The organism is Kitasatospora sp. NPDC088861, assembly GCF_044750105.1.
Taxonomy (GTDB): domain Bacteria; phylum Actinomycetota; class Actinomycetes; order Streptomycetales; family Streptomycetaceae; genus Kitasatospora.
The window spans coordinates 127024-150625 of the sequence record NZ_JBIVJF010000003.1 but is presented as its reverse complement, the minus strand read 5'-3'; the positions used below and the strand labels follow the sequence as shown (position 1 = coordinate 150625).

At 72.6% G+C, this 23602-nt stretch carries 24 protein-coding genes; 7 read left to right on the top strand and 17 right to left on the bottom strand.

Annotation, left to right across the window (positions count from 1 at the left end):
• Positions 1–3: 3 nt before the first annotated feature.
• Entirely contained in the window at positions 4–1083 is a 1080-nt protein-coding gene (locus ACIP37_RS07460) for a hypothetical protein (protein WP_400805398.1), read from the top strand.
• Positions 1084–1187: 104 nt separating this feature from the next.
• Here the strand turns inward: ACIP37_RS07460 and ACIP37_RS07455 are convergent, their stop codons facing one another.
• Positions 1188–2570 (bottom strand): glycine--tRNA ligase, encoded by a 1383-nt coding sequence (locus tag ACIP37_RS07455; protein ID WP_030233601.1) that lies wholly within the window; start codon positions 2568–2570, stop codon positions 1188–1190.
• A 191-nt stretch (positions 2571–2761) separates the two neighbouring features.
• Between ACIP37_RS07455 and ACIP37_RS07450 the strand changes: the two genes are divergently transcribed.
• From ACIP37_RS07450 to ACIP37_RS07435, 4 genes are read left to right on the top strand one after another with little or no spacing between them, the layout of a single operon-like run.
• Positions 2762–3754, top strand: a complete 993-nt coding sequence (locus tag ACIP37_RS07450) for a metal ABC transporter substrate-binding protein (protein ID WP_363629219.1) — start codon at positions 2762–2764, stop codon at positions 3752–3754.
• Positions 3755–3769: 15 nt separating this feature from the next.
• A complete protein-coding gene (locus tag ACIP37_RS07445; RefSeq protein WP_350878204.1) occupies positions 3770–4534 on the top strand; it encodes a metal ABC transporter ATP-binding protein in 765 nt (254 codons plus the stop codon).
• Positions 4531–5514 carry a metal ABC transporter permease gene (locus tag ACIP37_RS07440; protein ID WP_400805395.1) on the top strand — a complete coding sequence of 328 codons (984 nt, stop codon included), beginning with the start codon at positions 4531–4533 and terminating at the stop codon, positions 5512–5514. The genes ACIP37_RS07445 and ACIP37_RS07440 overlap by 4 nt, the downstream gene beginning before the upstream one ends.
• A gap of 35 nt (positions 5515–5549) precedes the next feature.
• The gene (locus tag ACIP37_RS07435; RefSeq protein WP_350878206.1) at positions 5550–5960 is read left to right on the top strand and encodes a Fur family transcriptional regulator; all 411 of its coding nucleotides are present in this window, start codon (positions 5550–5552) and stop codon (positions 5958–5960) included.
• A gap of 78 nt (positions 5961–6038) precedes the next feature.
• On the opposite strand, the gene ACIP37_RS07430 is transcribed toward ACIP37_RS07435, so the two are convergent.
• The 4 genes from ACIP37_RS07430 to leuA form a co-directional block, all read right to left on the bottom strand.
• Positions 6039–6878 (bottom strand): isoprenyl transferase, encoded by an 840-nt coding sequence (locus tag ACIP37_RS07430; protein WP_400805394.1) that lies wholly within the window; start codon positions 6876–6878, stop codon positions 6039–6041.
• Positions 6879–6882: 4 nt separating this feature from the next.
• A complete protein-coding gene (gene recO, locus ACIP37_RS07425) occupies positions 6883–7629 on the bottom strand; it encodes a DNA repair protein RecO (RefSeq protein WP_063347510.1) in 747 nt (248 codons plus the stop codon).
• A 242-nt stretch (positions 7630–7871) separates the two neighbouring features.
• On the bottom strand, positions 7872–8414 hold the full coding sequence (locus tag ACIP37_RS07420; protein ID WP_350878207.1) for a TerB family tellurite resistance protein: 543 nt from the start codon (positions 8412–8414) through the stop codon (positions 7872–7874).
• A 360-nt stretch (positions 8415–8774) separates the two neighbouring features.
• Positions 8775–10571: a 2-isopropylmalate synthase gene (gene leuA / locus ACIP37_RS07415; protein WP_350878208.1), complete on the bottom strand. Its 1797-nt coding sequence runs from the start codon at positions 10569–10571 to the stop codon at positions 8775–8777.
• Between the two features lie 330 nt (positions 10572–10901).
• On the opposite strand from leuA, the gene ACIP37_RS07410 reads away from it, so the two are divergent.
• Entirely contained in the window at positions 10902–11924 is a 1023-nt protein-coding gene (locus ACIP37_RS07410) for a M4 family metallopeptidase (protein ID WP_363588239.1), read from the top strand.
• Positions 11925–12072: 148 nt separating this feature from the next.
• Entirely contained in the window at positions 12073–12339 is a 267-nt protein-coding gene (locus ACIP37_RS07405; protein WP_063351090.1) for a protealysin inhibitor emfourin, read from the top strand.
• 75 nt (positions 12340–12414) lie between these two features.
• Here ACIP37_RS07405 and era read toward each other — a convergent pair whose 3' ends face one another.
• The 12 genes from era to ACIP37_RS07345 form a co-directional block, all read right to left on the bottom strand.
• Positions 12415–13344, bottom strand: a complete 930-nt coding sequence (gene era / locus ACIP37_RS07400) for a GTPase Era (RefSeq protein ID WP_363588241.1) — start codon at positions 13342–13344, stop codon at positions 12415–12417.
• 59 nt (positions 13345–13403) lie between these two features.
• Positions 13404–13562, bottom strand: a complete 159-nt coding sequence (locus ACIP37_RS07395; protein ID WP_159398424.1) for a hypothetical protein — start codon at positions 13560–13562, stop codon at positions 13404–13406.
• A 152-nt stretch (positions 13563–13714) separates the two neighbouring features.
• Positions 13715–14068 (bottom strand): hypothetical protein, encoded by a 354-nt coding sequence (locus tag ACIP37_RS07390; RefSeq protein ID WP_063351091.1) that lies wholly within the window; start codon positions 14066–14068, stop codon positions 13715–13717.
• Between the two features lie 31 nt (positions 14069–14099).
• Entirely contained in the window at positions 14100–14645 is a 546-nt protein-coding gene (locus tag ACIP37_RS07385) for a DUF4383 domain-containing protein (protein ID WP_400805392.1), read from the bottom strand.
• A gap of 44 nt (positions 14646–14689) precedes the next feature.
• Positions 14690–14926, bottom strand: coding sequence for a hypothetical protein (locus tag ACIP37_RS07380; protein WP_063351092.1), 237 nt, complete (start codon positions 14924–14926; stop codon positions 14690–14692).
• 33 nt (positions 14927–14959) lie between these two features.
• Entirely contained in the window at positions 14960–16285 is a 1326-nt protein-coding gene (locus ACIP37_RS07375; RefSeq protein ID WP_063347516.1) for a hemolysin family protein, read from the bottom strand.
• 19 nt (positions 16286–16304) lie between these two features.
• Complete coding sequence (gene ybeY / locus ACIP37_RS07370; protein WP_063347517.1) at positions 16305–16799, bottom strand: rRNA maturation RNase YbeY; 495 nt, start codon at positions 16797–16799, stop codon at positions 16305–16307.
• A 14-nt stretch (positions 16800–16813) separates the two neighbouring features.
• A complete protein-coding gene (locus ACIP37_RS07365) occupies positions 16814–17932 on the bottom strand; it encodes a PhoH family protein (protein ID WP_400805391.1) in 1119 nt (372 codons plus the stop codon).
• A 176-nt stretch (positions 17933–18108) separates the two neighbouring features.
• Complete coding sequence (locus ACIP37_RS07360) at positions 18109–19032, bottom strand: ribonuclease Z (RefSeq protein WP_363588246.1); 924 nt, start codon at positions 19030–19032, stop codon at positions 18109–18111.
• A 5-nt stretch (positions 19033–19037) separates the two neighbouring features.
• The gene (locus tag ACIP37_RS07355; protein WP_363588248.1) at positions 19038–19391 is read right to left on the bottom strand and encodes a histidine triad nucleotide-binding protein; all 354 of its coding nucleotides are present in this window, start codon (positions 19389–19391) and stop codon (positions 19038–19040) included.
• 119 nt (positions 19392–19510) lie between these two features.
• On the bottom strand, positions 19511–22747 hold the full coding sequence (locus ACIP37_RS07350) for a PDZ domain-containing protein (RefSeq protein WP_363629211.1): 3237 nt from the start codon (positions 22745–22747) through the stop codon (positions 19511–19513).
• Between the two features lie 72 nt (positions 22748–22819).
• On the bottom strand, positions 22820–23569 hold the full coding sequence (locus tag ACIP37_RS07345) for a 16S rRNA (uracil(1498)-N(3))-methyltransferase (RefSeq protein ID WP_363588252.1): 750 nt from the start codon (positions 23567–23569) through the stop codon (positions 22820–22822).
• Positions 23570–23602: the final 33 nt, after the last annotated feature.

The window sequence follows — 23602 nt, the reverse complement described above, 5'->3', positions numbered from 1 at the left end:
ATCATGCGCATGCGGCCGACGGCACAATCCGCGGGCCAGGACCCGGAGGGCGAGCAACAGGCCTACGAACTCCGGGCGGAGCTGGACGAGTTACTGCGCGCGAGCCGCTACGCGAGCCAGCGGGAGCGGCGGTTGAACGAGGCGATCCGGGCGGTGCCGGGCCGCCAGCGGCCGGACGGGGACCTGCTGCGGCAGCTGGCGCAGGCGCGCGCCCTGCGCGAGGGCCTGGGCGCCCGCTGCCTCCAACTGAGCGATCGGCTGGAGGCGTTGGAGAACCGGCTGCGGAGCCGACAGCCGGAGCCGCAACCGGCCCAGGCCCCGCCGCCCCAGGACCGACCCGCCCGACCCGACATCGGCGCCCTCGCCGAGCGGGTGGCGGCCCTGCACCGCGCCGGCGCCTTCGCCGAGGCGACGGAGCTGCTGTCCCGGGCGGCCACCGGCCTCGATCCGGCGGACGCCGCGCTGCTGGCCGGCATGCTCTCCCGGCGCGGCCCGACGGGCGCGTCCCTGCACCTGGCCAGGAGCGCCGCGCAGTGCGCCCCCGAGCAGGCGGTGGCGATGCTGGCGGAGTTGCGCGAGCTGGGGCTGGCGGAGGAGGCGGCGGAACTGTTCCACGCGTTCTGGGGCTATCCGGCGTCGGCCCTGCCCGCCCTGCTGGCCGCGCTGGAGCGGGCCGGGCAGGGCGCGGACGGCGCGACGCTGCTGTGGGAGTGGGGTTCGGCACCGACGCCGGAGCTGACGGCGCTGGCGACCGGCCTGCGCCGCACGGGCCGGCACGCCGACGTGCGGACGCTGCTGCGCCAGGCGGCCGGCCGGCCGACGGCGGAGCTGGCCGCGCTGGCGACGGAGCTGCCGGCCGAGCTCGCGACCGTCCTGCTGTACGAGCTGGCGGCGCTGCGCCCGCCGGTGGAGCTGGTCAAGCTGGCGGCCGCGTTGGACACCAGCCCGGAGCTGTACGGGCGGTTGCTCGCCGCGCTGCTCGCCGACGGCGCCCGGCACCGGACGACGCTGGCCGCCCTGCGCAGCGCCGGCCTGCCGACCGAACCGGCCGCGGCCCCCCGTTCCCGCTGGGGCAGACGGTAAGCGCAGACGGTGAGCAGAGGGCGGGAACGACGGGAACACGCGGGAGCCCCCGTCCGCCCCGGACGGACCGGGGCGAACGAGGGCTCCAGACGGGCGGAGCAGGCTCAGCAGCCGATCAGCCGCGCACCCAGGTACGCCTTGACCTGGTCGAGCGAGACGCGCTCCTGCGACATGGTGTCGCGGTCGCGGACGGTCACCGCGTTGTCCTCGAGGGTGTCGAAGTCGACGGTGACGCAGAACGGCGTGCCGATCTCGTCCTGGCGGCGGTAGCGCTTGCCGATGGCGCCGGCGTCGTCGAACTCGACGTTCCACGCGGTGCGCAGGTCGGCGGCGAGGCCGCGGGCCTTCGGGGAGAGGTCGGCGTTGCGCGACAGCGGCAGGACGGCGACCTTGACCGGGGCCAGGCGCGGGTCGAGCCGCATGCCGACGCGCTTCTCCATGACGCCCTTGGCGTTGGGCGCCTCGTCCTCGAAGTAGGCGTCGATCAGGAAGGCCAGCATGGCGCGGTTGAGGCCGGCCGCCGGCTCGATGACGTACGGGAAGTACCGCTCGCCGCTCTCCTGGTCGAAGTACTTGAGGTCCTGGCCGGACGCCTCGCTGTGCACCCGCAGGTCGTAGTCGGTGCGGTTGGCGACGCCCTCCAGCTCCGAGAACTCGCTGCCGCCGAAGTTGAAGCGGTACTCGATGTCCACCGTGCGCTTGGCGTAGTGGGAGAGCTTCTCCTTCGGGTGCTCGAAGAAGCGCATGTTCTCGGTGCGCAGGCCCAGGCCGACGTACCAGTCCCAGCGCTGCTGGAGCCAGTACTCGTGCCACTGCTCGTCCTCGCCCGGCTTGACGAAGAACTCCATCTCCATCTGCTCGAACTCGCGAGTGCGGAAGATGAAGTTGCCGGGGGTGATCTCGTTGCGGAAGCTCTTGCCGGTCTGGGCGATGCCGAACGGCGGCTTCTTGCGCGACGTGGTCTGGACGGCCTTGAAGTTGGTGAAGATGCCCTGGGCGGTCTCGGGCCGCAGGAAGGCCAGGCCGCTGGCCTCCTCGGTGACGCCGAGGTGGGTCTTCAGCATGCCCGAGAAGTCCTTGGGCTCGGTGAACTGGCCCTTGGTGCCGCAGTCGGGGCAGTTGACGTCCTTGAGGCCGTTCGGCGGCGGGAAGCCGTGCTTGGCCTCGTACTTCTCCTCCAGGTGGTCGGCCCGGTGGCGCTTGTGGCAGGAGAGGCACTCGGTCAGCGGGTCGTTGAAGGTGGCGACGTGGCCGGAGGCCTCCCACACCTCGCGCGCGAGGATCACCGACGAGTCGAGTCCCACGACGTCCTCACGGGCCTGGACCATCGCGCGCCACCACTGGCGCTTGATGTTCTCCTTGAGTTCGACGCCCAGCGGCCCGTAGTCCCAGGCGGCACGCGTGCCGCCGTAGATCTCGCTGCAGGGGTAGACGAAGCCACGGCGCTTGCTCAGGCTGACGATCGTGTCGATCTTGTCGGCGGCCACAGTGCTCTCTTCAGTACGTACGGCACGGTCAGGGCACGGCTGGTTGCGCGTACCCGAATACCTCAGGTTACCGGCCATATGGGTACGGGGTTCAAATCGGTATCGTCCGGCCCCTCCCAGCCACGGCCACCTGCCGTTCACCCGTCCGAGTGAGTTGACAATCATTTCCAGATAAGATGAGAATGATTGTCATGATGATCGGACGACGTACCCGCAGCTCCATAGCCATCGCCGCCACCGCCCTCACCGCCTCCCTCGTCCTGACCGCCTGCGGTGGCAGCAGCAGCGCCCAGAGCGCCGACGGCAAGCTGAAGGTCGTCGCCTCCTTCTACCCGATGGAGTACCTGGCCCAGCAGATCGGCAAGGAGCACGTCGCGGTCACCGACCTCACCGCGGCCGGCGTCGAGCCGCACGACCTGGAGCTCACCGCCAAGCAGGTCGCCACCGTCCAGAAGTCCGACGCGATCATCTACCTCAAGGGCCTGCAGCCCACCGTCGACCAGGCCGTCGGCCAGTCCTCGGCCAAGTACAAGATCGACGCCACCGCCGCCAGCCCGCTGGTCGACCACCACCTCGACGAGGGCACCGAGGCCGACGGCCACCAGCACGACGGCCCGGCCGGCGACCCGCACATCTGGCTCGACCCGACCCGCTACGCGGCGATCGCCAAGAGCGTCGGCGACGGGTTCGCCAAGGCCGACCCGGCCCACGCCGACGACTACCGCAAGAACACCGACGACCTGGTCGGCCGGCTGACGGCGCTGGACCAGGAGTTCCGGGACGGCCTGAAGGACGCCAAGTCCAAGACCTTCGTCACCAGCCACGCCGCCTTCGGCTACCTCGCCGACCACTACGGCCTCACCCAGGTCGCCATCAACGGCGTCGACCCCGAGTCCGAGCCCACCCCGGCCCGCCTCGCCGAGGTGCAGAAGGCCGCCAAGGACAACGGCGTCACCACGATCTTCTTCGAGACCCTGGTCAGCCCCAAGCTCGCCGACACCGTCGCCAAGGACCTCGGCCTCAAGACCGCCGTACTGGACCCGCTGGAGGGCGTCAAGGACCCGGGCAAGGAGGACTACCTCTCGGTCATGAAGCAGAACCTGGCCAACCTCCAGGCCGCCCTCGGCGCCACCCCCGCCGCGACCGGCACCACTCCCACCACGACCGGCACCCCCACCAGCTGACGGGACGACAGCACCATGACCCACCCGATACCCCCGGCCGTCCGCCTCCGCGACGCCGTCGCCTCGCGCGGCGGTCGGCCGGTGCTGCGCGGCGTCGACCTCACCGTCCAGCCCGGCGAGGTGGTCGCCCTGCTCGGCGCCAACGGCTCCGGCAAGTCCACCACCGTCAAGGCCGTGATCGGCTCCGTCCCGCTGGGGCAGGGCACGCTGGAGCTGTTCGGCATCCCGTACGCCGGCTTCCGCGCCTGGCACCGGATCGGGTACGTCCCGCAGCGCACCACCGCCGCCTCCGGCGTGCCGGCCACCGTGCGCGAAGTGGTCTCCACCGGGCGGCTGCCGCAGCACCGGCTGCTGCCGTTCCGCCGCCGGGACCGCGCGGCGGTGGACCGCGCGCTGGCCGCCGTCGGCATGCTGGAGCGGGCCGGGGACGGCGTCGCCGACCTGTCCGGCGGCCAGCAGCAGCGGGTGCTGATCGCCCGCGCCCTGGTCGGCACCCCCGACCTGCTGATCATGGACGAGCCGATGGCCGGCGTGGACGCCGCCAGCCAGCAGGTGCTCGCCGACACCCTGCGCGCCGAGGTCGCCCGCGGCGCCGCCGTCCTCCTCGTGCTGCACGAACTCGGGCCGCTGGAACCGCTGATCGACCGCGCCGTGGTGCTGCGGGACGGCTGCGTCGCGCACGACGGCCCGCCCGTGCCCAACACCGGCCTGCACGCGCTGCCCGGCCACGACCACGTCCACCCGCACGCCGACCACACCCCGCCGAGGCTGCTGGCATGACCGAGATGCTCTCCTACGACTTCATGCAGCGCGCCCTGCTCGCCGCCGTCCTGGTCGGGATCACCGCACCGGCCGTCGGCATCTACCTGGTGCAGCGCCGGCAGGCCCTGATGGGCGACGGCATGGGACACGTCGCGATGACCGGCGTCGGCCTCGGCTTCATCTTCCAGACCAGCCCGGTCTGGATGGCCGTGCTGGTCTGCGTGCTCGGCGCCGTCACGATGGAACTGGTCCGCTCGCGCGGCAACCAGCGCGGCGACATCGCCCTGGCGATGCTCTTCTACGGCGGCATGGCCTGCGGCAAGCTGCTCGTCTCGCTCTCCGCCCAGGCCGGCGCCGGCTCGCTGGAGAGCTACCTGTGGGGCTCCATCCTCACCGTCGCCCCGACCGACCTGATCACCATCGCGGTGCTCGGCGCGGTGGTCGTCGCGGTCACCGTCGGCCTGCGCCGACAGCTCTTCGCGATCTGCCAGGACGAGGACTTCGCCCGGGTCACCGGCCTGCCGGTGCGCACGCTCAACCTGCTGCTCGCGGTGATGGCCGCCGTCACCGTCACCGTCGCGATGCGGGTGGTCGGGCTGCTGCTGGTCAGTGCCCTGATGGTGGTCCCGGTGGTCGCCGCCCAGCAGCTCACCCGGTCGTTCGCCGCCACCCAGGCGGCCTCGATCGCGCTCGGCGTGGTGGTCTCGCTGGCCGGCGTCACCGGCTCCTACCACCTCAACGTGCCCTCCGGCCCGGCCATCGTGCTGCTCGCCATCGCGGTCTTCGCGGTGTTCAGCCTGCTCGCCGCGCCGCTCGCCCGGCGGCGCCACCGCAGGGGCGTCGCGGACCCCGGACCGAAGGTCTGCAACGTCGCCCTGCCGGAACAATTCCCGGGTCAACTCCCCGAAGAATTCCCGGGGCAGATCCCGGGGCAACTCCCGGGCCGCGGTTCCTCCGACGCGATCACTCCGGAGCGGGGGGCGGGGCTGGCACAATGAGGTGCGAGACGCCCACCACCCCAGGAGGACCCACGGTGACCACCGCAGGCCCGTCGCCGCGCGCCCGCTCGACCCGGCAACGTGCCGCCGTCTCGGCGGCCCTGGACGAGATCGAGGACTTCCGCAGCGCGCAGGAGCTCCACGACATGCTCAAGCACCGCGGGGACTCCGTCGGTCTGACCACGGTCTACCGCACCCTGCAGTCGCTCGCCGACGCAGGCGAGGTGGACGTGCTGCGCACCGCCGACGGCGAGGCCGTCTACCGCCGGTGCAGCAGCGGACACCACCACCACCTGGTGTGCCGGCACTGCGGCGCGACCGTCGAGGTGGAGGGCCCAGCGGTGGAACGCTGGGCCAACGCGGTCGCCGCGGAGCACGGGTTCAGCGACATCGCGCACACCCTGGAGATCTTCGGCACCTGCGCGGAGTGCGCCAAGAAGGCCTGAGCAGCGGAGCGGCGGTACGGCGAAGGGCCCGTGGGAGCGATTCCCACGGGCCCTTCGCCGTACCGCCGCCGTACCGCGTCAGCGCTGGGTGGGCAGGTCCAGCGGCTCGGGCACCTCGTTCGGGATCGCCCCGCCGAAGCGGCGGTCGCGCCTCGCGTACTGCTCGCAGGCACGCCACAGGTCGCGGCGGTCGAAGTCCGGCCAGAGCACGTCCTGGAACACGAACTCGGCGTACGCGGACTGCCAGAGCAGGAAGTTGGAGGTGCGCTGCTCGCCGCTGGGGCGCAGGAACAGGTCCACGTCCGGCATGTCCGGGTGGTACATGTACTTGGCGAGGGTCTTCTCGTTGACCTTCTTCGGGTCCAGCTTCCCGGTGGCGACGTCGGCCGCGAGGGCCGCCGCGGCGTCCGCGAGCTCGGCCCGGCCACCGTAGTTGACGCACATGTAGAGCGTGACGGCGTCGTTGTCCTTGGTCTGCTCCTCGGCGACCTGGAGCTCCTGGACGACGCTCTTCCACAGCTTCGGCATCCGGCCCGCCCAGCGGACCCGCACGCCCATCGCGTCCATCTCGTCGCGGCGGCGGTGGATGACGTCCCGGTTGAAGTTCATCAGGAACTTCACCTCGTCGGGCGAGCGCTTCCAGTTCTCGGTGGAGAACGCGTACAGCGAGATGTTCTTCACGCCGAGCTCGATCGCGCCCTTGAGGACGTCCAGCACGACCGACTCGCCGACCTTGTGGCCCTCGGTGCGGGGCAGCCCGCGCTCCTTGGCCCAGCGGCCGTTGCCGTCCATCACGATGGCGACGTGGCTGGGGACCAGCTCGCCGGGAATCTTCGGGGGCTGTGCGCCACTGGGGTGCGGGGTCGGGGGGAGGTACTCCCTCTGTTTGCCGCCGCCGAAGAGCCGTCGCGCTGCCATGTGCTCACTTCTCCACGTATCTCATCGAGCGGATGCCCCGCTCCAAATGCCACTGCAGATAGGCCGCGACCAGGCCGCTGCCCTCCCGCCAGTACCTCGGCTCGCAGGAATCGGCCGTCTGCCAGTCCCCTGACAGCAGCGCCCCGAGCAGTACCAGTGTCTCAGGGGAGGGTACGGCACATCCGGGCACTCGGCAGTCCGGGCAGAGGACCCCGCCCGCGGGAAGGGAGAAGAAACGGTTCGGCCCCTCCAGCCCGCATTTGGCGCAGTCCGTGAAGCTCGCGCCGTACCCGTTCACCGCGAGCGAGCGCAGCAGGAATGCGTCCATCACCAGGTGCGACTCGTGCAGCCCGGCCGCCAGCGTGCGCAGGGCGCCCACCAGCAGCAGGTACTGCTGGACGGCCGGTTCGCCCTCGTTCTCGGCGAACCGCTCGGCCGTCTCCAGCATCGCCGTCCCGGCGGTGTAGCGGCCGTAGTCGGTGACGATCGAACCGCCGTACGGCGCGATCGTCTCCACCTGGGTGCACAGCGGCAACCCGCGGCCGATCAGCTCACTCCCCCGGCTGAAAAACTGCACGTCCACGTGCGAGAACGGCTCCAGACGGGCGCCGAACTTGGACTTGGTCTTGCGCACCCCGCGCGCCACCGCCCGCACCTTGCCGTGGTGCCGGGTCAACAGGGTGATGATCCGATCGGCCTCGCCGAGCTTCTGCGCCCGCAGCACGACGCCGTCGTCCCGGAAAAGACTCATGGGAGCCATTCTCCCCCACGGCACGCCCCGGCCGCCGACAGCCGTGTTGCCCGCACCGAGTCCGTGGGGGAGGACCGAGCGGTGCGGGTCACGGCGGGCCCGGAGGGGGATTTCGGGCCCGTTTTGTGGGGGATCGGAGATGGCTCGGGGGTTGCGCGGCGGGCCCGGCACTGCGGAGCGGGCCCGGTACTGCGGAGGACGTCCCGTCCTGCGGAGGACGTCCGGGTTACTGCGGAGAAGGTCTAGTACGGAGCCCGGGTCGCCGCCTCCAGCAGCGCCCCGACCCGCGACTGCGGTAGATCCAGACAGCGCCCGACCGCGGCCAGCGCCTCGCGCTCCTGCGGCAGGTAGCGCCCGTCGGACAGGGCGATCGCCGCGCCCTGCAGCAGCAGCCGCTCCCGGCCCTGGTGGGCCAGGTGCGGGGCGAGCGGTTCGAGCACCGCGTGCAGTTCCACGGCCAGGCCGCCGGCCATCCCGTGGGCGTCGTAGAGTTCGCCGCCGAGCCCGGACAGCGCGGCGAGCGCGGCCAGCACCTGGGCCTCGCCGCAGTCCTCGAACCCGGCCTCGCGCACCGCCGTGCAGGCCGCCTCGCGGGCCGCGCGGTGCGCGGTGCCGCCGGCCGCGAGCAGGGCGAGCGCGATGGTGTACTGCGCGTCCCGCAGCATCGCGCCGAGCCGTACGGAGGTGGGCTGTTCCAGGCTCTCGACGCCGTAGCGACCGTGGCAGCTGGTGCACTGCACGCTGCCGATCACCGGACCGAGCGGGGCCACCGGGGTCCCCAGCAACCGCAGCCACCGCCGACCGTGCTGCCGGCGGTAGTTGCGGTCCCCGCCACAGCCCGGACAGAAGAAGTCACCGAGAACGTCAGTCCGCCACCGCGGGCGAACACCCCACAACCTGGTCACGGCGCCACTCCCCAGACATGGCAGACGGCCTGCACAACAATGGGCAGGTCACGCGACCGGACACCGAGGCCGTCCCACCGACCCGGCTTTCCGGTGGATCGATGTTGCCATGGTTACCGGCACGTGTCAGTACCTCGAACGGCTTCCGACCCGAAAAAATGTGGCGCAGGACACAACTGGCCCCAGGCGCGGCGAAGGGCCGCCCCGGAGGACGGCCCCGCCACATCTCACTCGTACGAACTACCCGCGCTGCGCCCGGTTGACGGCGCTGATGATCGCCTTCAGCGAGGCCAGCACGGTGTTGCCGTCGATGCCGACGCCCCACAGCACCTTGCCGTCCACCGCGCACTCGACGTACGCGGCGGCCTGGGCGTCGCCGCCCTCGCTCAGCGCGTGCTCGGCGTAGTCCAGGACGCGGACGTCCAGGCCGATCCGGGCCAGCGCGTCCGTGAAGGCGGAGACCGGGCCGTTGCCGACACCGGTCAGGGTCACCGGTACCGAGTCCACCAGCGCGCCGGCGATCAGCGCGTCCCGGCCGTCCTCGGTGGTCAGGGTGCGCGAACCGCTCAGCGAGATCCGGCCCCACGGGTTGTCCGGGGTCGGCAGGTACTCGTCCTCGAAGACCCGCCAGATCTCGGCCGGGGTGACCTCGCCGCCCTCGGCGTCGGTCTTGGCCTGGATGATCCGGGAGAACTCGATCTGCATCCGGCGCGGCAGGTCCAGCTTGTGGTCGTTCTTCAGGACGTACGCCACACCGCCCTTGCCGGACTGGCTGTTGACCCGGATGACCGCCTCGTAGGTGCGGCCGACGTCCTTCGGGTCGATCGGCAGGTACGGCACGCCCCAGGTGTGCTCCCCCACCGGGACGCCCGCCGCCGCGGCGTCCGCCTCCAGGGCGTCGAAGCCCTTCTTGATGGCGTCCTGGTGCGAGCCGGAGAAGGAGGTGTACACCAGGTCGCCGGCGTACGGGTGGCGCGGGTGCACCTCCATCTGGTTGCAGTACTCGGCGGTGCGGCGCACCTCGTCGATGTCGGAGAAGTCGATCTGCGGGTCGATGCCCTGCGAGAACAGGTTCATGCCCAGGGTCACCAGGTCGACGTTGCCCGTCCGCTCGCCCTGGCCGAACAGGCAGCCCTCGATGCGGTCCGCGCCCGCCATGTAGGCCAGTTCGGCGGAGGCGACGGCGGTGCCGCGGTCGTTGTGCGGGTGCACCGACAGGCAGACGAACTCGCGGCGCGACAGGTTGCGCGACATCCACTCGAACTGGTCGGCCTGCACATTCGGGGTGGCCCGCTCGATGGTGGCCGGCAGGTTCAGGATGATCTCGCGGCCCTCGCCCGGCTGCCAGACGTCCATGACCGCCTCGCAGACCTCCAGCGCGAAGTCCAGCTCGGTGTCCACGAAGATCTCCGGCGAGTACTGGTAGCCGAAGACGGTCTCCTCGCCCAGCAGCTTCTCGGCGTACTCCATCACCAGCCGGGTGCCGTCGGTGGCGATCGCCTTGGTCGCGGCCCGGTCGTTGCGGAACACCACCCGGCGGAACAGCGGCGCCGTCGCGTTGTACAGGTGGACCGTCGCGCGCGGGGCGCCGACCAGCGACTCGACGGTCTTCTCGATCAGCTCCTCGCGGGCCTGCGTCAGCACCGAGATGGTGACGTCCTCGGGGATCGCCCCCTCCTCGATCAGCGACCGCACGAAGGCGTGGTCGGTGGCGCCGGAGGACGGGAAGCCGACCTCGATCTCCTTGTAGCCCATCGCGACCAGCAGGTCGAACATCTTGCGCTTGCGGGCCGGGGACATCGGGTCGATCAGCGCCTGGTTGCCGTCCCGCAGGTCGGTGGAGAGCCAGCGCGGCGCCTTGGTGATCACCTTGCTCGGCCAGGTGCGGTCCGGCAGGTCGACGGTGTCGAACGGCAGGTAGCGCCCGTACCGCATGCCGGAGGGCAGCTGGCGCACGGACGCGGCGGTGATCGGGGTGGGGCGGTCGACGAAGGCGCGACCGGCGGGGATGGGCGCGGCGGAGCTCTGCTCGGTCATGGAATGACTCTCGGCTTCCTGTGATGCGTGGTGCGGGGGCGGGTCGGGGTGGTCAACACCGACTGGCCGGCAGCTGCCGCTCGCGACCCTCCGTTGGATCGCCGGATGACGCGCACAGCTCGATCCCCGCGGCGAGGGAGCCGGCCCTGTGGACTACAGGCCCTCGACGCGGCAGCTAAGAAGAAGCAGCCCGTTGCGCATGATGGCCCCAGCGTAACCCAGGGCCGCGCGCCCCCGAAGTGATCCGGGCCACCGTTCCACCCCTTGAGACACCGACCGGTCACGCCAAGAGTGGTGACAACCGGTCATCGAGGCCTCACCCTGGGCCACATGACTGCAGCAGTTCCGATCTGCGCGATCGTCCCGCCGTACGTCCTGGACCGCCTCGCCGAGGCCGGTCACGAGCCCGCCGTCCGCTCCCTCCTGCTCGACACCGCGCACCGCGCGGCCCGCCTCGCCCCTCCCCCGCCCGTCAGCACCGGCCCGACCCCCAGCCGGCTGATCGCCGACACCGCCCACAGCCAGCGGCTGCCCGGCCGGACCGTCCGCACCGAGGGCCAGGCCCCGGTCGCCGACCAGTCCGTCAACCACGCCTACGACGGCCTCGGCGACACCTTCGCCCTGTACGCCACCGTCTTCGGCCGCCGCTCGATCGACAACCGGGGGCTGCGCCTGGACGCCACCGTGCACTACGGCCAGGACTACGACAACGCCTTCTGGAACGGCCACCAGATGGTCTTCGGCGACGGCGACGGCGAGATCTTCGGCGACTTCACCGCCTGCGTCGACGTCATCGGCCACGAACTCACCCACGGCGTCACCCAGTTCACCGCCGGCCTGCAGTACCAGGACCAGCCCGGCGCGCTCAACGAGTCGGTCTCCGACGTCTTCGGCTCGCTGGTCAAGCAGCACTCGCTGGGCCAGGACGCCGCCCACGCCGACTGGCTGATCGGCGCCGGTCTGCTCGCCCCCGGCATCCAGGGCGTGGCGCTGCGCTCGATGAAGGCCCCCGGCACCGCCTACGACGACCCCCGGCTCGGCAAGGACCCGCAGCCCGCGCACATGCGGGACTACGTGGACACCACCGACGACAACGGCGGCGTGCACATCAACTCCGGCATCCCCAACCACGCGTTCTACCTGCTGGCCACCGCCCTCGGCGGCCAGGCCTGGGACCGCGCCGGGCGGATCTGGTACGACGCCCTGACCGGCGGCCGGCTGGCCGCCGACGCCGACTTCACCGCCTTCGCCCGAGCCACCGTGGCCGCCGCCAAGGCCCGCTACCCCGACCAGTCCTCGGTGGCGGACACCGTGACGGCCTCCTGGGCGCAGGTGGGCGTCAGCCCCGGCTGAACCCCTCAGGCGGAACCCCTCAGGCCTCGGCGGCGGCCCCGACGACGGCCCCGACCGAGGACCGGTTGAGACCGGGTTGAGCCGCGCTTAAGGTCACGGTCCGGGAAAAGACCGGCAAACTCCCTCCCCTGGTAGCACCATGGACACCATGCGTATCCAGGTGACCCGGACCGGCGGCTTCGCGGGGATCGTCCGCCATGCGGAACTCGACACCGTCGACCGCACGGACGCCCCGCACGTCCACGCGCTCGCCCGCGAGGCCGTCGCGGGCGGGCTGCGGGCGCCCTCGTACGGGGTGCCGGACGGCTTCCACTACGAGATCACCGTCGACGGCCGGACGGTCTACTGCGCCGACCCGAAGCTCACCGACTCGCAGCGCGAGCTGGTGTCGCTGGTCCTGCGCGAGGGCGCGTAGCCCCACCGGCCCCCGGACCCGCCGAAGGCCCGCCCGATCGACGGATCCGGGCGGGCCTTCGCTGGGAACCGGGGCTCAGAAGCCGAGCTTGCGCAGCTGCTTCGGGTCGCGCTGCCAGTCCTTGGCCACCTTGACGTGCAGGTCCAGGTAGACCGGCGTGCCGAGCAGCGCCTCGATGTGCTTGCGGGCGGTGGTGCCGACGTGCTTGAGCCGCGCGCCCTTGGCGCCGATGACGATCGCCTTCTGGCTCTGCCGCTCGATGTAGACGTTGGCGTGGATGTCCAGCAGCGGGCGGTCCGCCGGGCGGCCCTCGCGCGGGAGCATCTCCTCGACCACGACGGCCAGCGAGTGCGGCAGCTCGTCCCGGACGCCCTCCAGGGCGGCCTCGCGGATCAGCTCCGCGACCATGATCTGCTCGGGCTCGTCGGTGAGGTCGCCGTCCGGGTAGAGCGGCATGCCCTCCGGCAGCAGCTTGGTGATCAGGTCGCCGACCAGTTCCACCTGCTTGTCGCCGACGGCCGAGACCGGGATGATCTCGGCCCACTCGATGCCCAGTTCCTCACCGAGCTGGTGGATGGCGATCAGCTGCTCGGCGAGCCGCTTGGAGTCGACCAGGTCGGTCTTGGTGACGATGGCGACCTTGGGGGTCTTCTTGACCTCGGCGAGTTCCTTGGCGATGAACTTGTCGCCGGGGCCGAGCTTCTGGTCGGCGGGCAGGCAGAAGCCGATCACGTCGACCTCGGCCCAGGTGCTGCGGACCAGGTCGTTGAGGCGCTCGCCGAGCAGGGTGCGCGGCTTGTGCAGGCCGGGGGTGTCGACCAGGACGAGCTGGGAGTCCGGGCGGTGCACGATGCCGCGCACGGTGTGCCGGGTGGTCTGCGGGCGGTCGGAGGTGATCGCGACCTTCGTCCCCACCAGAGCGTTGGTCAGGGTCGACTTGCCCGCGTTGGGTCGGCCGACGAAGCACGCGAAGCCGGAGCGGTACGAGGAGGAAGGGGCACTCATGTGCTCCATTCTCCCTGATCACCGGAGTCGCGCTGTCCGGGCCCGCCCGCACCGCCCGATCAGCCCTTGCGGCCACCCCGCGAGACCACCGACATCACCACCAGCAGCACCAGGAAGGCGACCGAACCCCAGAGCCAGTACGGCGAGCCGGTCTCCTGCCACTTGCCCATCCCCATCACGAACAGCAGCAGCCCGGCGAAGAACGCCACCGCCCCCATGTGCCCAGCCCCCTCACCGAGTTCACTCCCCCGGTGAGACTATCGGCTCGGTTCGGGCAGGTGTTCGCCAGGCCGCCGCCATCGCCCGCCGCAGCGGGCCCCAGCAGACCCGCTGCGGGCCGCGGCATCAGGCCGGCGGGCCCCAGCCGCCCTCAGCGGGCCTCGGCCGCCACCCGCAGCGTCCCGTCCACACCGGCCAGCAGCACGGGCGTCCCGGCCCCGCCGAGGTCCCGGACGGCCGCCAGGTCGGCCTCGGCCGGCTGCTCCGCCTCGCTCACCACGGCCGCCGCCTCCAGCGACTTCGCACCGCTGGCCACCGCCATCGCCACCGCCGTCTGCAGCGCGCTCAGCCGGAGCGACTCCAGCGCGACCGTCCCGGCCACGTACGTCCGGCCGGTCTCGTCACGCACCGCGGCCCCCTCGGCGACGCCGTTGCGGGCGCGGGCCGAGCGGGCCAGGGTGATGATCTTCTTGTCTTCGGGGTCGAGCTCGACGATGTCACTCATGCCGCCGAGCATAGGCGGCCCCCGCGGGCACTCAGTGGCCGACCGGGTGGGTCGGACCGGGGTTCGGATTGAGGACCTTGACGAAGGTCTTCGGCCCGGACGGCCTCGCCGTCTCGTGCTCCGCGCGCTCGCGCCAGAACGGGTTGTCGTGCGGCAGGTGGCTGCTCACCCGGCCGTACATCCCGAAGGTCGTCAGGATCACCCCGAAGATGAAGGCGAACAGCACGTTCGACATCCGGAAGTTCAGGATGTTGGCGTCCGGCCGCCCGAGCACCGCCAGGCCGTAGAAGCCGGACAGGACGAACAGCACGCCGACCACCATGTTCAGGTTGGACGCGAAGTTGCCGCCGACCACCGCCCCCGCCACCAGGATCGCGCCCGCCACGATGGACAGGATGCTCAGCGCCCCGTTGGTCGACAGCCCGGCGATCCGGTCACCGTGGGTGGCCAGGAAGCCCGGGTGATCGGCCAGCCCCAGGCACCCGAACACGATCAGGAAGATCCCCCCGAGCCCCGCCCCGATCCGCCACACCGTGGCGAGCCGGCTGTTCACGGGCAGTTCGTCTTGCAGCTTCATGGTGACCTCCACCATGGCCTGGCCGGCCTGCCGGCCACGCCGGCCTAGCTGTAGGGATGGCTCCCCTGCATGTGCGGCACCTCGTGCATGTAGAGCGAACCGCACTGCTGGCAGCAGCGCAGCCCGGTGCCCCACTCCTGCTCGGGCCGCGTCTCGGCGTCGTCGGCCAGGCTGCGGCCGCAGAGCGCCGTCGCGGGGTCGCCGTCGCGCACCACGTGCCAGACCTTGACCCCGCCGGTCGCACCCTGCGGGCCGTACTCCGCGCGAAGTTGATGCGTCATGCTGTCCATGGTCGCTCCGCCGGGGCGCGACCGCTACTCGCCGGGCTCCGCCCCGGCCTCCGCGGCCTTGCGGACCGGAGTCGCGACCATCGAGCCGATCCGGTTGCGGCGCCCGGCCGAGGACTCGGCGGTCAGCAGGATGCCGGTCAGCCCGGTGCCGGCGGGCTCGGGCAGCGGGATCTCGCAGGCCGAGCCGGGGATCGGCACCCGGCCGAGGTGCTTGGCCAGCAGGCCGCCGACGGTCTCGACGTCCTCGTCCTCCAGCTCGATGCCGAAGAGCTCGCCCAGGTCCTCCACCAGCAGCCGGGCGGTGATCCGGTACGAGCCGTCACCGAGGTCCTCCACCGGCGCGATCTCCCGGTCGTACTCGTCGGTGATCTCGCCGACGATCTCCTCCAGGACGTCCTCGATGGTGACCAGGCCGGCCGTGCCGCCGTACTCGTCGATCACGATCGCCACGTGCGAGCGGCGCTGCTGCATCTCGCGCAGCAGGTCGCCGGCCGGCTTGGAGTCCGGTACGAAGACGGCCGGGCGCATCACCGCGCCGACCTCCTCGGACTCCGCCTCCCGGTTGATGTGGGTGCGCCGGACCAGGTCCTTCAGGTAGACGATGCCGACCACGTCGTCCTCGCTGTCCCCGACCACGGGGATCCGCGAGAAGCCCGAGCGCAGCGCCAGGGTGAGCGCCTGCCGGACGGTCTTGTGCCGCTCGATCATCACCAGGTCGGTGCGCGGCACCATCACCTCGCGGACGATGGTGTCGCCCAGCTCGAAGACGGAGTGCACCATCCGGCGCTCCTCGTCCTCGATCAGGTCGTCCTTCTCGGCGAGGTCGACCAGCGCCCGCAGCTCGGCCTCGGAGGCGAACGGCCCCTCCCGGTAGCCCTTGCCCGGGGTCAGCGCGTTGCCGAGCAGGATCAGCAGCCGCGGGATCGGGCCGAGCACCGCGGCCAGCGGCAGCAGCACGAAGGAGGCGGCGGTCGCGGTGGTGAGCGGGTGCTGGCGCCCGATCGTGCGCGGCGAGACCCCCACCGCGACGAAGGACACCAGCACCATCACGCCGAACGCCAGCAGCACGGCCTGCCAGATCGGCTCCACGTTGCGCACGCACACCACGGTGACCAGGACGGCCGCCGCCATCTCGCTGGCCACCCGGATCAGGGTCGCCAGGTTGAGGTAGCGGATCGGGTCGGAGGCGACGGTCAGCAGCCGGGCCGAGCCGCGCCGCCCGGCCCGCACGGCCTCCTCCGCCCGGAACCGGGAGACCCGGGAGATGCCCGCCTCGGCGCACGCGGCCAGCCAGCCGAGGACGACGAGGAGCACGGCACCGAGGATGAAGCTCGTACTTTCACCACTCACAGGGGTTCGGGCTCCGCGCTCAGTGGGTGGTGGGGGCCGGGGAGAGACCACCGAGGCCCCGGCCCGCCCGCCAGTCGTCCAGGATGCGCTTCTGGAGGGCGAACATCTCCTCCTCCTCCTCGGGCTCCTCGTGGTCGTACCCGAGGACGTGCAGCACCCCGTGGACGGTGAGCAGTTGGAGCTCCTCGTCCATCGAGTGCTTGGAGGGGGCCGCCTTGCCCTGCTGCTCGGCGACCTCCGGGCAGAGCACGATGTCGCCGAGCAGGCCCTGCGGCAGTTCCTCGCCCTCCTTGCCGGGGCGAAGCTCGTCCATCGGGAAGGACATCACGTCGGTGGGGCCGGGGAGGTCCATCCACTGGATGTGCAGCTCCTCCATCGCCGCTCCGTCCACCAGGATCACGGACAGTTCGGACTGCGGGTGGATCCGCATCTTGTCCAGGGCGAAGCGGGCGACGTCGAGGATGGCTTCCTCATCGGCGTCCCAACCGGACTCGTTGGCGATGTCGATCGACATGACGGGCTGCGTACTCAGCTTTCGGTGCGATGGGACTGACGGGGTGCGCGGGAGCCGCGCCGCTGGGCCGGCTTGCGGGCGGGCGAGGAGTTCTCCTCGGCCTCCTGCTTGGCGTCCCAGCGTTCGTAGGCGTCCACGATCCGGCCGACCAGCTTGTGGCGGACCACGTCGGTGCTGGTGAGGACGGAGAAGTGGATGTCGGGCACGTCGGCCAGGATGTCCTGGACGACCTTGAGGCCGCTGCGGGTGCCGCCCGGGAGGTCGATCTGGCTGGTGTCGCCGGTGACCACCACCCGGGAGTTGAAACCGAGGCGGGTGAGGAACATCTTCATCTGCTCGGGCGAGGTGTTCTGGGCCTCGTCCAGGATGATGAAGGCGTCGTTGAGGGTGCGGCCGCGCATGTACGCCAGCGGCGCGACCTCGATGGTGCCGGCCGCCATCAGGCGCGGGATGGAGTCCGGGTCCATCATGTCGTGCAGCGCGTCGTACAGCGGGCGCAGGTACGGGTCGATCTTCTCGTAGAGGGTGCCGGGCAGGAAGCCCAGCCGCTCCCCCGCCTCGACGGCCGGGCGGGTCAGGATGATCCGGTTGACCTCCTTGGCCTGGAGGGCCTGGACGGCCTTGGCCATCGCGAGGTAGGTCTTGCCGGTGCCGGCCGGGCCGAGGCCGAAGACGATCGTGTGCTTGTCGATCGCGTCGACGTAGCGCTGCTGGTTGAGGGTCTTGGGGCGGATCGTGCGGCCCCGGTTGGACAGGATGTTCGCGGTGAACACCTGGGACGGCGCCGGGCTGTCCGGGTCCTCCGCGGCACCGCGGAGCATGGCGATGGAGCGCTCCACGGAATCCTCCGTCAAGGGCTGGCCGGTGCGCAGCACCAGCATCATCTCGGTGAAGAGCCGCTGCACGAGGGCGACCTCGGCGCGCGCTCCGGTGGCGGTCACCTCGTTGCCGCGGACGTGGATGTCGGCGGCGGGGAAGCCCTGCTCGATCACGCGCAGCAGCGAGTCCGCCGTGCCGAGCAGGGTGACCATCGGGTGCTTCTCGGGGATGACGATCCGGGCGCTGACGCGACCGTCGTCGGCCGGTTCGGGGCGCGACTGTCCGTTCGTACGGGTCTGCGATGTGTCACTCATAGGTCGGCGCTGGGCCTGCCTCATCCCATCCGTGGTGTCGTGTGCCGATCGGTCTCTCCGGGGCACCAGGGTACGCCGCGCACGTGGTCGCCGCGGCGGGCGGCGGGGCCGCACCCGACGATGCTGCGGCAGATCGGGGGGCGGCGCGAGCGCTTTTCACGGGGTGCGGGCCGGGTTCACGGCTGGCGCCGGACGGGGACGGGCACCCGGGTGAGGTCGGCGGCGATCACCAGCTCGCCGTCGAAGTGTTTGCGGGCGTCGGCCAGGTGCTGGCCGAGGTCCGGGTAGCGCTGGGAGAAGTGGGTCAGCACCAGGGTGCGCACACCGGCCTCGGCGGCGGCCTTGGCGGCCTGCCCGGCGGTGAGGTGGCCGTGTTCCTCGGCGAGCCGGGCGTCGGCGTCGGCGAAGGTCGACTCGGCGACCAACAGGTCGGCGCCCTCGGCGAGTTCGTACACGCCGTCGCAGAGCCGGGTGTCCATCACGAAGGCGAAGCGCTGGCCCGGCCGGGGCTCGCTGACCTCCTCCAGGGTGACCCGCCGGCCGTCCGCCTCGATCGCCCCCTCGTGCTGGAGGCGGCCGACCGCGGGGCCGAAGACGCCCAGCGCGGCGAGGCGTTCGGGCACCAGGCGGCGGCCGTCCGGCTCGGACAGCCGGTAGCCGAAGGACTCCACGGGGTGCGACAGCCGCACGGCGTCCAGCGCGAAGCGGGCACCGGGCGCGGGCAGCGGGCCCGGCTCGTCGATCGGCCGGGGCCGCAGGACGGCCGTCTCGTGGTAGGCGGTGGCGTGCCGCAGCCGCTCGAAGTAGACCTCGCCGGAGGCCGGGAAGTAGACGTCCACCGGGTGGGGGACGCGGTCCAGGTTGATCCGCTGGATCACCCCGGCGAGGCCCAGGCAGTGGTCGCCGTGGAAGTGCGTCACGGCGATCCGGGTGATCTGGGTGGCCGAGACGCCGGCCAGCAGCATCTGCCGCTGGGTGCCCTCGCCGGGGTCGAACAGCAGGCCCTCGCCGTCCCAGCGGAGCAGGTAGCCGTTGTGGTTGCGGTGCCGGGTGGGCACCTGGCTGGCGGTGCCGAGGACGACGAGTTCGCGCTGTGACACGTAGGTCAGACCATGTTCTCGGTCATCGGCTTGCCGCCGAGCACGTGGACGTGGGCGTGGAAGATCGTCTGGCCGGCGCCGGCGCCGGTGTTGAAGATCAGCCGGTAGTCCTCGATGCCCTCGTCCCTGGCCACCGCGCCCGCCTCGGCGAGGAGTTCACCGGCGATCTCCGGCTCGGCGGCGGCCAGCGCGGCGGCGTTCGGGTAGTGGACGTGCGGGATGACCAGGACGTGCAGCGGCGCCTTGGGGGCGATGTCGCGGAAGGCGAGGACGCGCTCGGTCTTGCGCACCACGGTCGCCGGGATCTCGCCCGCAACGATCTTGCAGAACAGGCAGTCGGGTTGCGGCTCGCCGGCCATCGGCTTCTCCTCGGTTCGTGTCTGGTCTGGGGCCGTACGGGCGCAGCCTAGCGGGAAGTCGGCCGGGCCGACCTCCCGTTCGGCTGCTCTCCCGCCCGCCGGGGCGGCGGGGGCGCGCCCTACGCCCAGGGCATCGGCGGGGCCGTGCGGGGCGGGGCCGCGGCGAGCGCGGCGAGGGCGATCCGGACGCCCTCGGCCAGCTGCGGGTCCTCGCCGGCGGCCCACTGGTGCGGGGCCATCGGCACCTCGACGTCCGGGTCGACGCCGTGGTTCTCCACGCCCCAGCCGTAGTTCTCCAGCCAGTACGCGTACTTGGGCTGGGTGACCAGGGTGCCGTCGACCAGGTGGTAGCGGCTGTCGATGCCGATCACCCCGCCCCAGGTGCGGGTGCCGACCACCGGGCCGATGCCGAGCGTCTGGATGACGGCGTTGACGACGTCGCCGTCCGAGCCGGAGAACTCGTTGGCGAGCGCGACGACCGGCCCGCGCGGGGCGTCGAGGGGGTAGGGCACCGGGTGGTCGGTGTCCCGGATGGCGTTCCAGCCGACGATCCGGCGGGCGAGCTTCTCGATCACCAGCTGCGAGGTGTGGCCGCCGCGGTTCTCCCGGACGTCGACGATCACGCCGTCCCTGGCCAGTTCCACGGCCAGGTCGCGGTGGATCTGGGCCCAGCCGGCCGACTGCATGTCGGGGATGTGCAGGTAGCCGAGCCGGCCGCCGGACAGCTCGCGCACCGCGGCCCGCCGCCCGGCCACCCAGTCGTGGTAGCGCAGCGGCTCCTCGTCGGCGATCGGGACGACCACCGGGTGGCGCCGGTCGGTGCCGTCCTTGCCGGCCACGGTCAGCTCGACCGGCTGCCCGGCGGTGCCGGCCAGCAGCGGGGCCGGGCCGGTGACCGGGTCCACCGGGCGGCCGTTGACGGCGAGGACCGCGTCGCCCGGGCGGATCGCGGCGCCGGGCGCGGCCAGCGGCGAGCGGGCCCGGGGGTCGGAGGACTCGCCGGGCAGGATGCGGGCGATCCGCCACCGGTCGCCGTCCTTGGCGAGGTCCGCGCCGAGCAGGCCCTGGCGCCGGGCCGGCTCGGTGTACCGGCCGTACGGGATGACGTAGGCGTGCGAGGTGCCGAGCTCGCCGTGCACCTCCCAGAGCAGGTCGACCAGGTCGTCGTGCGAGCCGAGGCGTTCCACGAGCGGCCGGTAGCGGTCCAGCACGCCGGCCCAGTCGACGCCGCCGAGGTCGGGGCGCCAGAAGTTGTCGCGCATCAGGCGGCCGTTCTCGGCGTACATCTGCCGCCACTCGGCGGCCGGGTCGACGGTGACCCGCAGCCGGGCCAGGTCGACGCCCACCTCGTCGTCCTCACCACCCGCCTTGTGCTCGGCCGGGACGATCCGCAGCTCGCCCCCGTCCAGCACGGCCACCCGGGTGCCGTCCCCGCTGACCGCGAAGCCGTCCACGCCGTGCACCAGTTGCTCGACGCGGCGCTTCTTCAGGTCGAAGCGCTCCAGCACCGGCCGGGGCCGCTCGTCCTCGGGCGAGGCCGCCTCGTCGCCGAGTTCGCCGAGCAGCGGGGCGCGGGTCCACAGCACGCCGTCCTTGGCCGCCCTGAGCGCGTCGAACCGGCCGCCCTCGACCGGGAACGGGACGATCCGGTCCGCAATGCCGTCCAGGTCGACCCTGGTCACCGGCGCGGCGTCGCCGGCGGCCTCCTCGCCGTCCGCCCTCCTGCCGCGCAGCTCGTCCTCCTCCCCGCCGAGCGGGCGCCCGGCCCGCTGCGGCCCGAACGGGGACGGCGTGTCGGCGGCCAGCGTGATCAGGTACGGGCGGCAGCCGTTGGGGAACGACAGGTCGAAGACGTGCGAGTCGTAGACCGGGTCGAGGTTGCGCACCGACAGGAACGCCAGGTAGCGGCCGTCCGCGGTGAAGGCCGGCGAGGTGTCGATGAAGCGCTCCTGGGTGACCTCGCCGACCGTCCGGGCCACCAGGTCGGCCAGCACGATCTGGCGCAGCGAGTACGGGCCCAGCCGGTGCACCGGCCGCGACCAGGCCAGCCAGGCCGAGTCCGGGCTGAAGGCCAGCCCACTGACCTCGCCGTCGGCGCTGCGGTCCAGCTCGTGCACGGTGCCGTCGGCGAGCGCGACCAGCAGGACCCGGCCGTCGTGCACGCCGAGCGCGGCCTGCTTGCCGTCCGGGGACACCGCCAGGGAGTTGACCCGGCCGATCCGCCCGGCGGCCAGCCGGCGGCGCTCGGCGCCCTGCGCGTCGGGGGCGAACTCCAGGGCGTCCTCGCCCTCGGCGTCGGACACCCACAGCACGCCCTGGGCGCCGTCCTCGCCCGGCACCACCCGGGCCAGCCGCCCGCGCACCCCCGGGGTCTCGTCCAGCACCCGGGCCGGGCCCTCGCGGTGGGTCAGCCAGTGCACGTCGCCGCGCACCACCACGGCGCCGGCCCGGCCGGTGCGGTCGGGGGCGGCGGACTCCAGCCAGTGCGCGGCGTGCACCGGGCGGGGGCGACGGCCGCTGCGCGGGCCGGCCAGCCGGATGTCGAGGCGGCGGGGCGCGGCTCCCGCCAGGTCGTCCAGCAGCCAGACGTCGCCGGCCCGGTGGAACACCGTCCGGGTGCCGTCGGTGCCGGCGTTGCGGGCGTAGAAGCCGTCCGGGTCGGTGGTGTGGCGGCGCAGGTCGGAGCCGTCCGGGAGGCTGGAGTAGAGCTCGCCGACGCCCTCGTGGTCGGAGAGGAAGGCGATCCGGTCCCCCACCCACAGCGGCGAGTCGAGCTGGCCGTCCAACTCCTCGTGGACGCGGACGAATGCGTCCCGCCCGATCCACAACTTGCCCGCCCGGCCGCCCCGGTAGCGCTTCCACCAGGCCGGCTCGCGGTTGTTGACGGTGCCCAGCAGCACGCGGTCGCCGCCCGGCTCGAAGGCGAGCCCGCCGACCGGCCCGTACGGCAGCCGCACCGACTCGCCGCCGTCCAGCGGCACGGCGTGCGCCCAGCTGCGGCGCAGGGTCGCCTCGCCGGCGGTGGTGAGGGCGATCGGGCGCCCGTCGGCCGTCCAGCCCCGCACCTCGGTCTGCTCGCTGCCCCAGTGGGTGAGCCGCCGGGACGGCCCGCCGTCCACCGGCACCACGTGCACCTCGGGCGCGCCGTCCCGGGTGGAGGTGAAGGCGATGTGCCGCCCGTCGGGGGCGAACCGGGGGTGCCGGACGGGCACGTGATCGGCCGTCAGCCGCCAGGCCCGGCCACCGTCCAGCGGGGCCAGCCAGACGTCGTCCTCGGCGACGAAGGTGACCAGGTCACCGTGCAGATGGGGGTGGCGCAGGTAGGCGCCCGCGGAGGTGCTCAGGGGTTCCGTCACGCGGTCAGCGTAGGCACGTGCGCGCACGGCGCGGGCCGGTTCGGGCAGACTCCGACCGCACGGGCGGGCCGGCTACGACCAGCGGCCGGTGCGCCCCAGCAGCAGGGCGCCGGCGGCCACCCCGGCGGTGGAGGTGCGCAGCACCGAGGGGCCCAGCCGGTACGGCCCGGCACCCGCCTCGGCGAACGCGGCCAGCTCCTCCGGGGAGACCCCGCCCTCCGGGCCGACCACCAGCACCACGTCCCCGGCCGCGGGCAGCGCGGCCAGCGCCAGCGGCTCGGCGCCCTCCTCGTGCAGCACGGCGGCGAACGCGGCCCCGGCCAGCAGCGGCGCCAGCTGCCGGGTGGTCGCCGGCTCGCGCACCTCGGGGAAGCGCAGCCGGCGGGACTGCTTGCCGGCCTCCCGGGCGGTGGCCCGCCACTTGGCGAGTGCCTTGGCGCCCCGGTCGCCCTTCCACTGCGTGATGCAGCGCGAGGCGGCCCACGGGACGATCACGTCCACGCCGACCTCGGTCATGGTCTCCACCGCGAGCTCGCCGCGGTCGCCCTTGGGCAGCGCCTGGACGACGACGATCCGCGGCGCCGGCTCGGGCTCCCGGCGGACGGCGGCCACCGTGACGTCGATCGCGTCCTTGCCGAGCACCGCGGCGACCGTCCCGTCCACCCCGAGGCCCAGCCCGTCGGCGAGGGTCACCGCCTCGCCCGCCGCCAGCCGCCTCACCGCGGCCGCGTGCCGCCCCTCCGGCCCGTCGAGGCGCACCACGGAGCCGGGCGCGGCGGCGGCGATCCGCTCGGTCTCGACGACGAAGACGGGGGCGGTCATGCGGGGAACCTCCGGGGGTGGGGCGGATCGGGA

Coding starts and splice junctions, on each gene's coding strand:
- era (WP_363588241.1), bottom strand. CDS start 13,344: ATGAGTGCCCCTTCCTCCTCGTACCGCTCCGGCTTCGCGTGCTTCGTC.
- recO (WP_063347510.1), bottom strand. CDS start 7,629: ATGAGTCTTTTCCGGGACGACGGCGTCGTGCTGCGGGCGCAGAAGCTC.
- leuA (WP_350878208.1), bottom strand. CDS start 10,571: ATGACCGAGCAGAGCTCCGCCGCGCCCATCCCCGCCGGTCGCGCCTTC.
- ACIP37_RS07390 (WP_063351091.1), bottom strand. CDS start 14,068: ATGAGTGACATCGTCGAGCTCGACCCCGAAGACAAGAAGATCATCACC.
- ACIP37_RS07385 (WP_400805392.1), bottom strand. CDS start 14,645: ATGAAGCTGCAAGACGAACTGCCCGTGAACAGCCGGCTCGCCACGGTG.
- ACIP37_RS07460 (WP_400805398.1), top strand. CDS start 4: ATGCGCATGCGGCCGACGGCACAATCCGCGGGCCAGGACCCGGAGGGC.
- ACIP37_RS07345 (WP_363588252.1), bottom strand. CDS start 23,569: ATGACCGCCCCCGTCTTCGTCGTCGAGACCGAGCGGATCGCCGCCGCC.
- ACIP37_RS07380 (WP_063351092.1), bottom strand. CDS start 14,926: ATGACGCATCAACTTCGCGCGGAGTACGGCCCGCAGGGTGCGACCGGC.
- ACIP37_RS07405 (WP_063351090.1), top strand. CDS start 12,073: ATGCGTATCCAGGTGACCCGGACCGGCGGCTTCGCGGGGATCGTCCGC.
- ACIP37_RS07355 (WP_363588248.1), bottom strand. CDS start 19,391: ATGGCCGGCGAGCCGCAACCCGACTGCCTGTTCTGCAAGATCGTTGCG.
- ACIP37_RS07450 (WP_363629219.1), top strand. CDS start 2,762: ATGATGATCGGACGACGTACCCGCAGCTCCATAGCCATCGCCGCCACC.
- ACIP37_RS07445 (WP_350878204.1), top strand. CDS start 3,770: ATGACCCACCCGATACCCCCGGCCGTCCGCCTCCGCGACGCCGTCGCC.
- ybeY (WP_063347517.1), bottom strand. CDS start 16,799: ATGTCGATCGACATCGCCAACGAGTCCGGTTGGGACGCCGATGAGGAA.
- ACIP37_RS07365 (WP_400805391.1), bottom strand. CDS start 17,932: ATGAGTGACACATCGCAGACCCGTACGAACGGACAGTCGCGCCCCGAA.
- ACIP37_RS07395 (WP_159398424.1), bottom strand. CDS start 13,562: ATGGGGGCGGTGGCGTTCTTCGCCGGGCTGCTGCTGTTCGTGATGGGG.
- ACIP37_RS07440 (WP_400805395.1), top strand. CDS start 4,531: ATGACCGAGATGCTCTCCTACGACTTCATGCAGCGCGCCCTGCTCGCC.
- ACIP37_RS07430 (WP_400805394.1), bottom strand. CDS start 6,878: ATGGCAGCGCGACGGCTCTTCGGCGGCGGCAAACAGAGGGAGTACCTC.
- ACIP37_RS07410 (WP_363588239.1), top strand. CDS start 10,902: ATGACTGCAGCAGTTCCGATCTGCGCGATCGTCCCGCCGTACGTCCTG.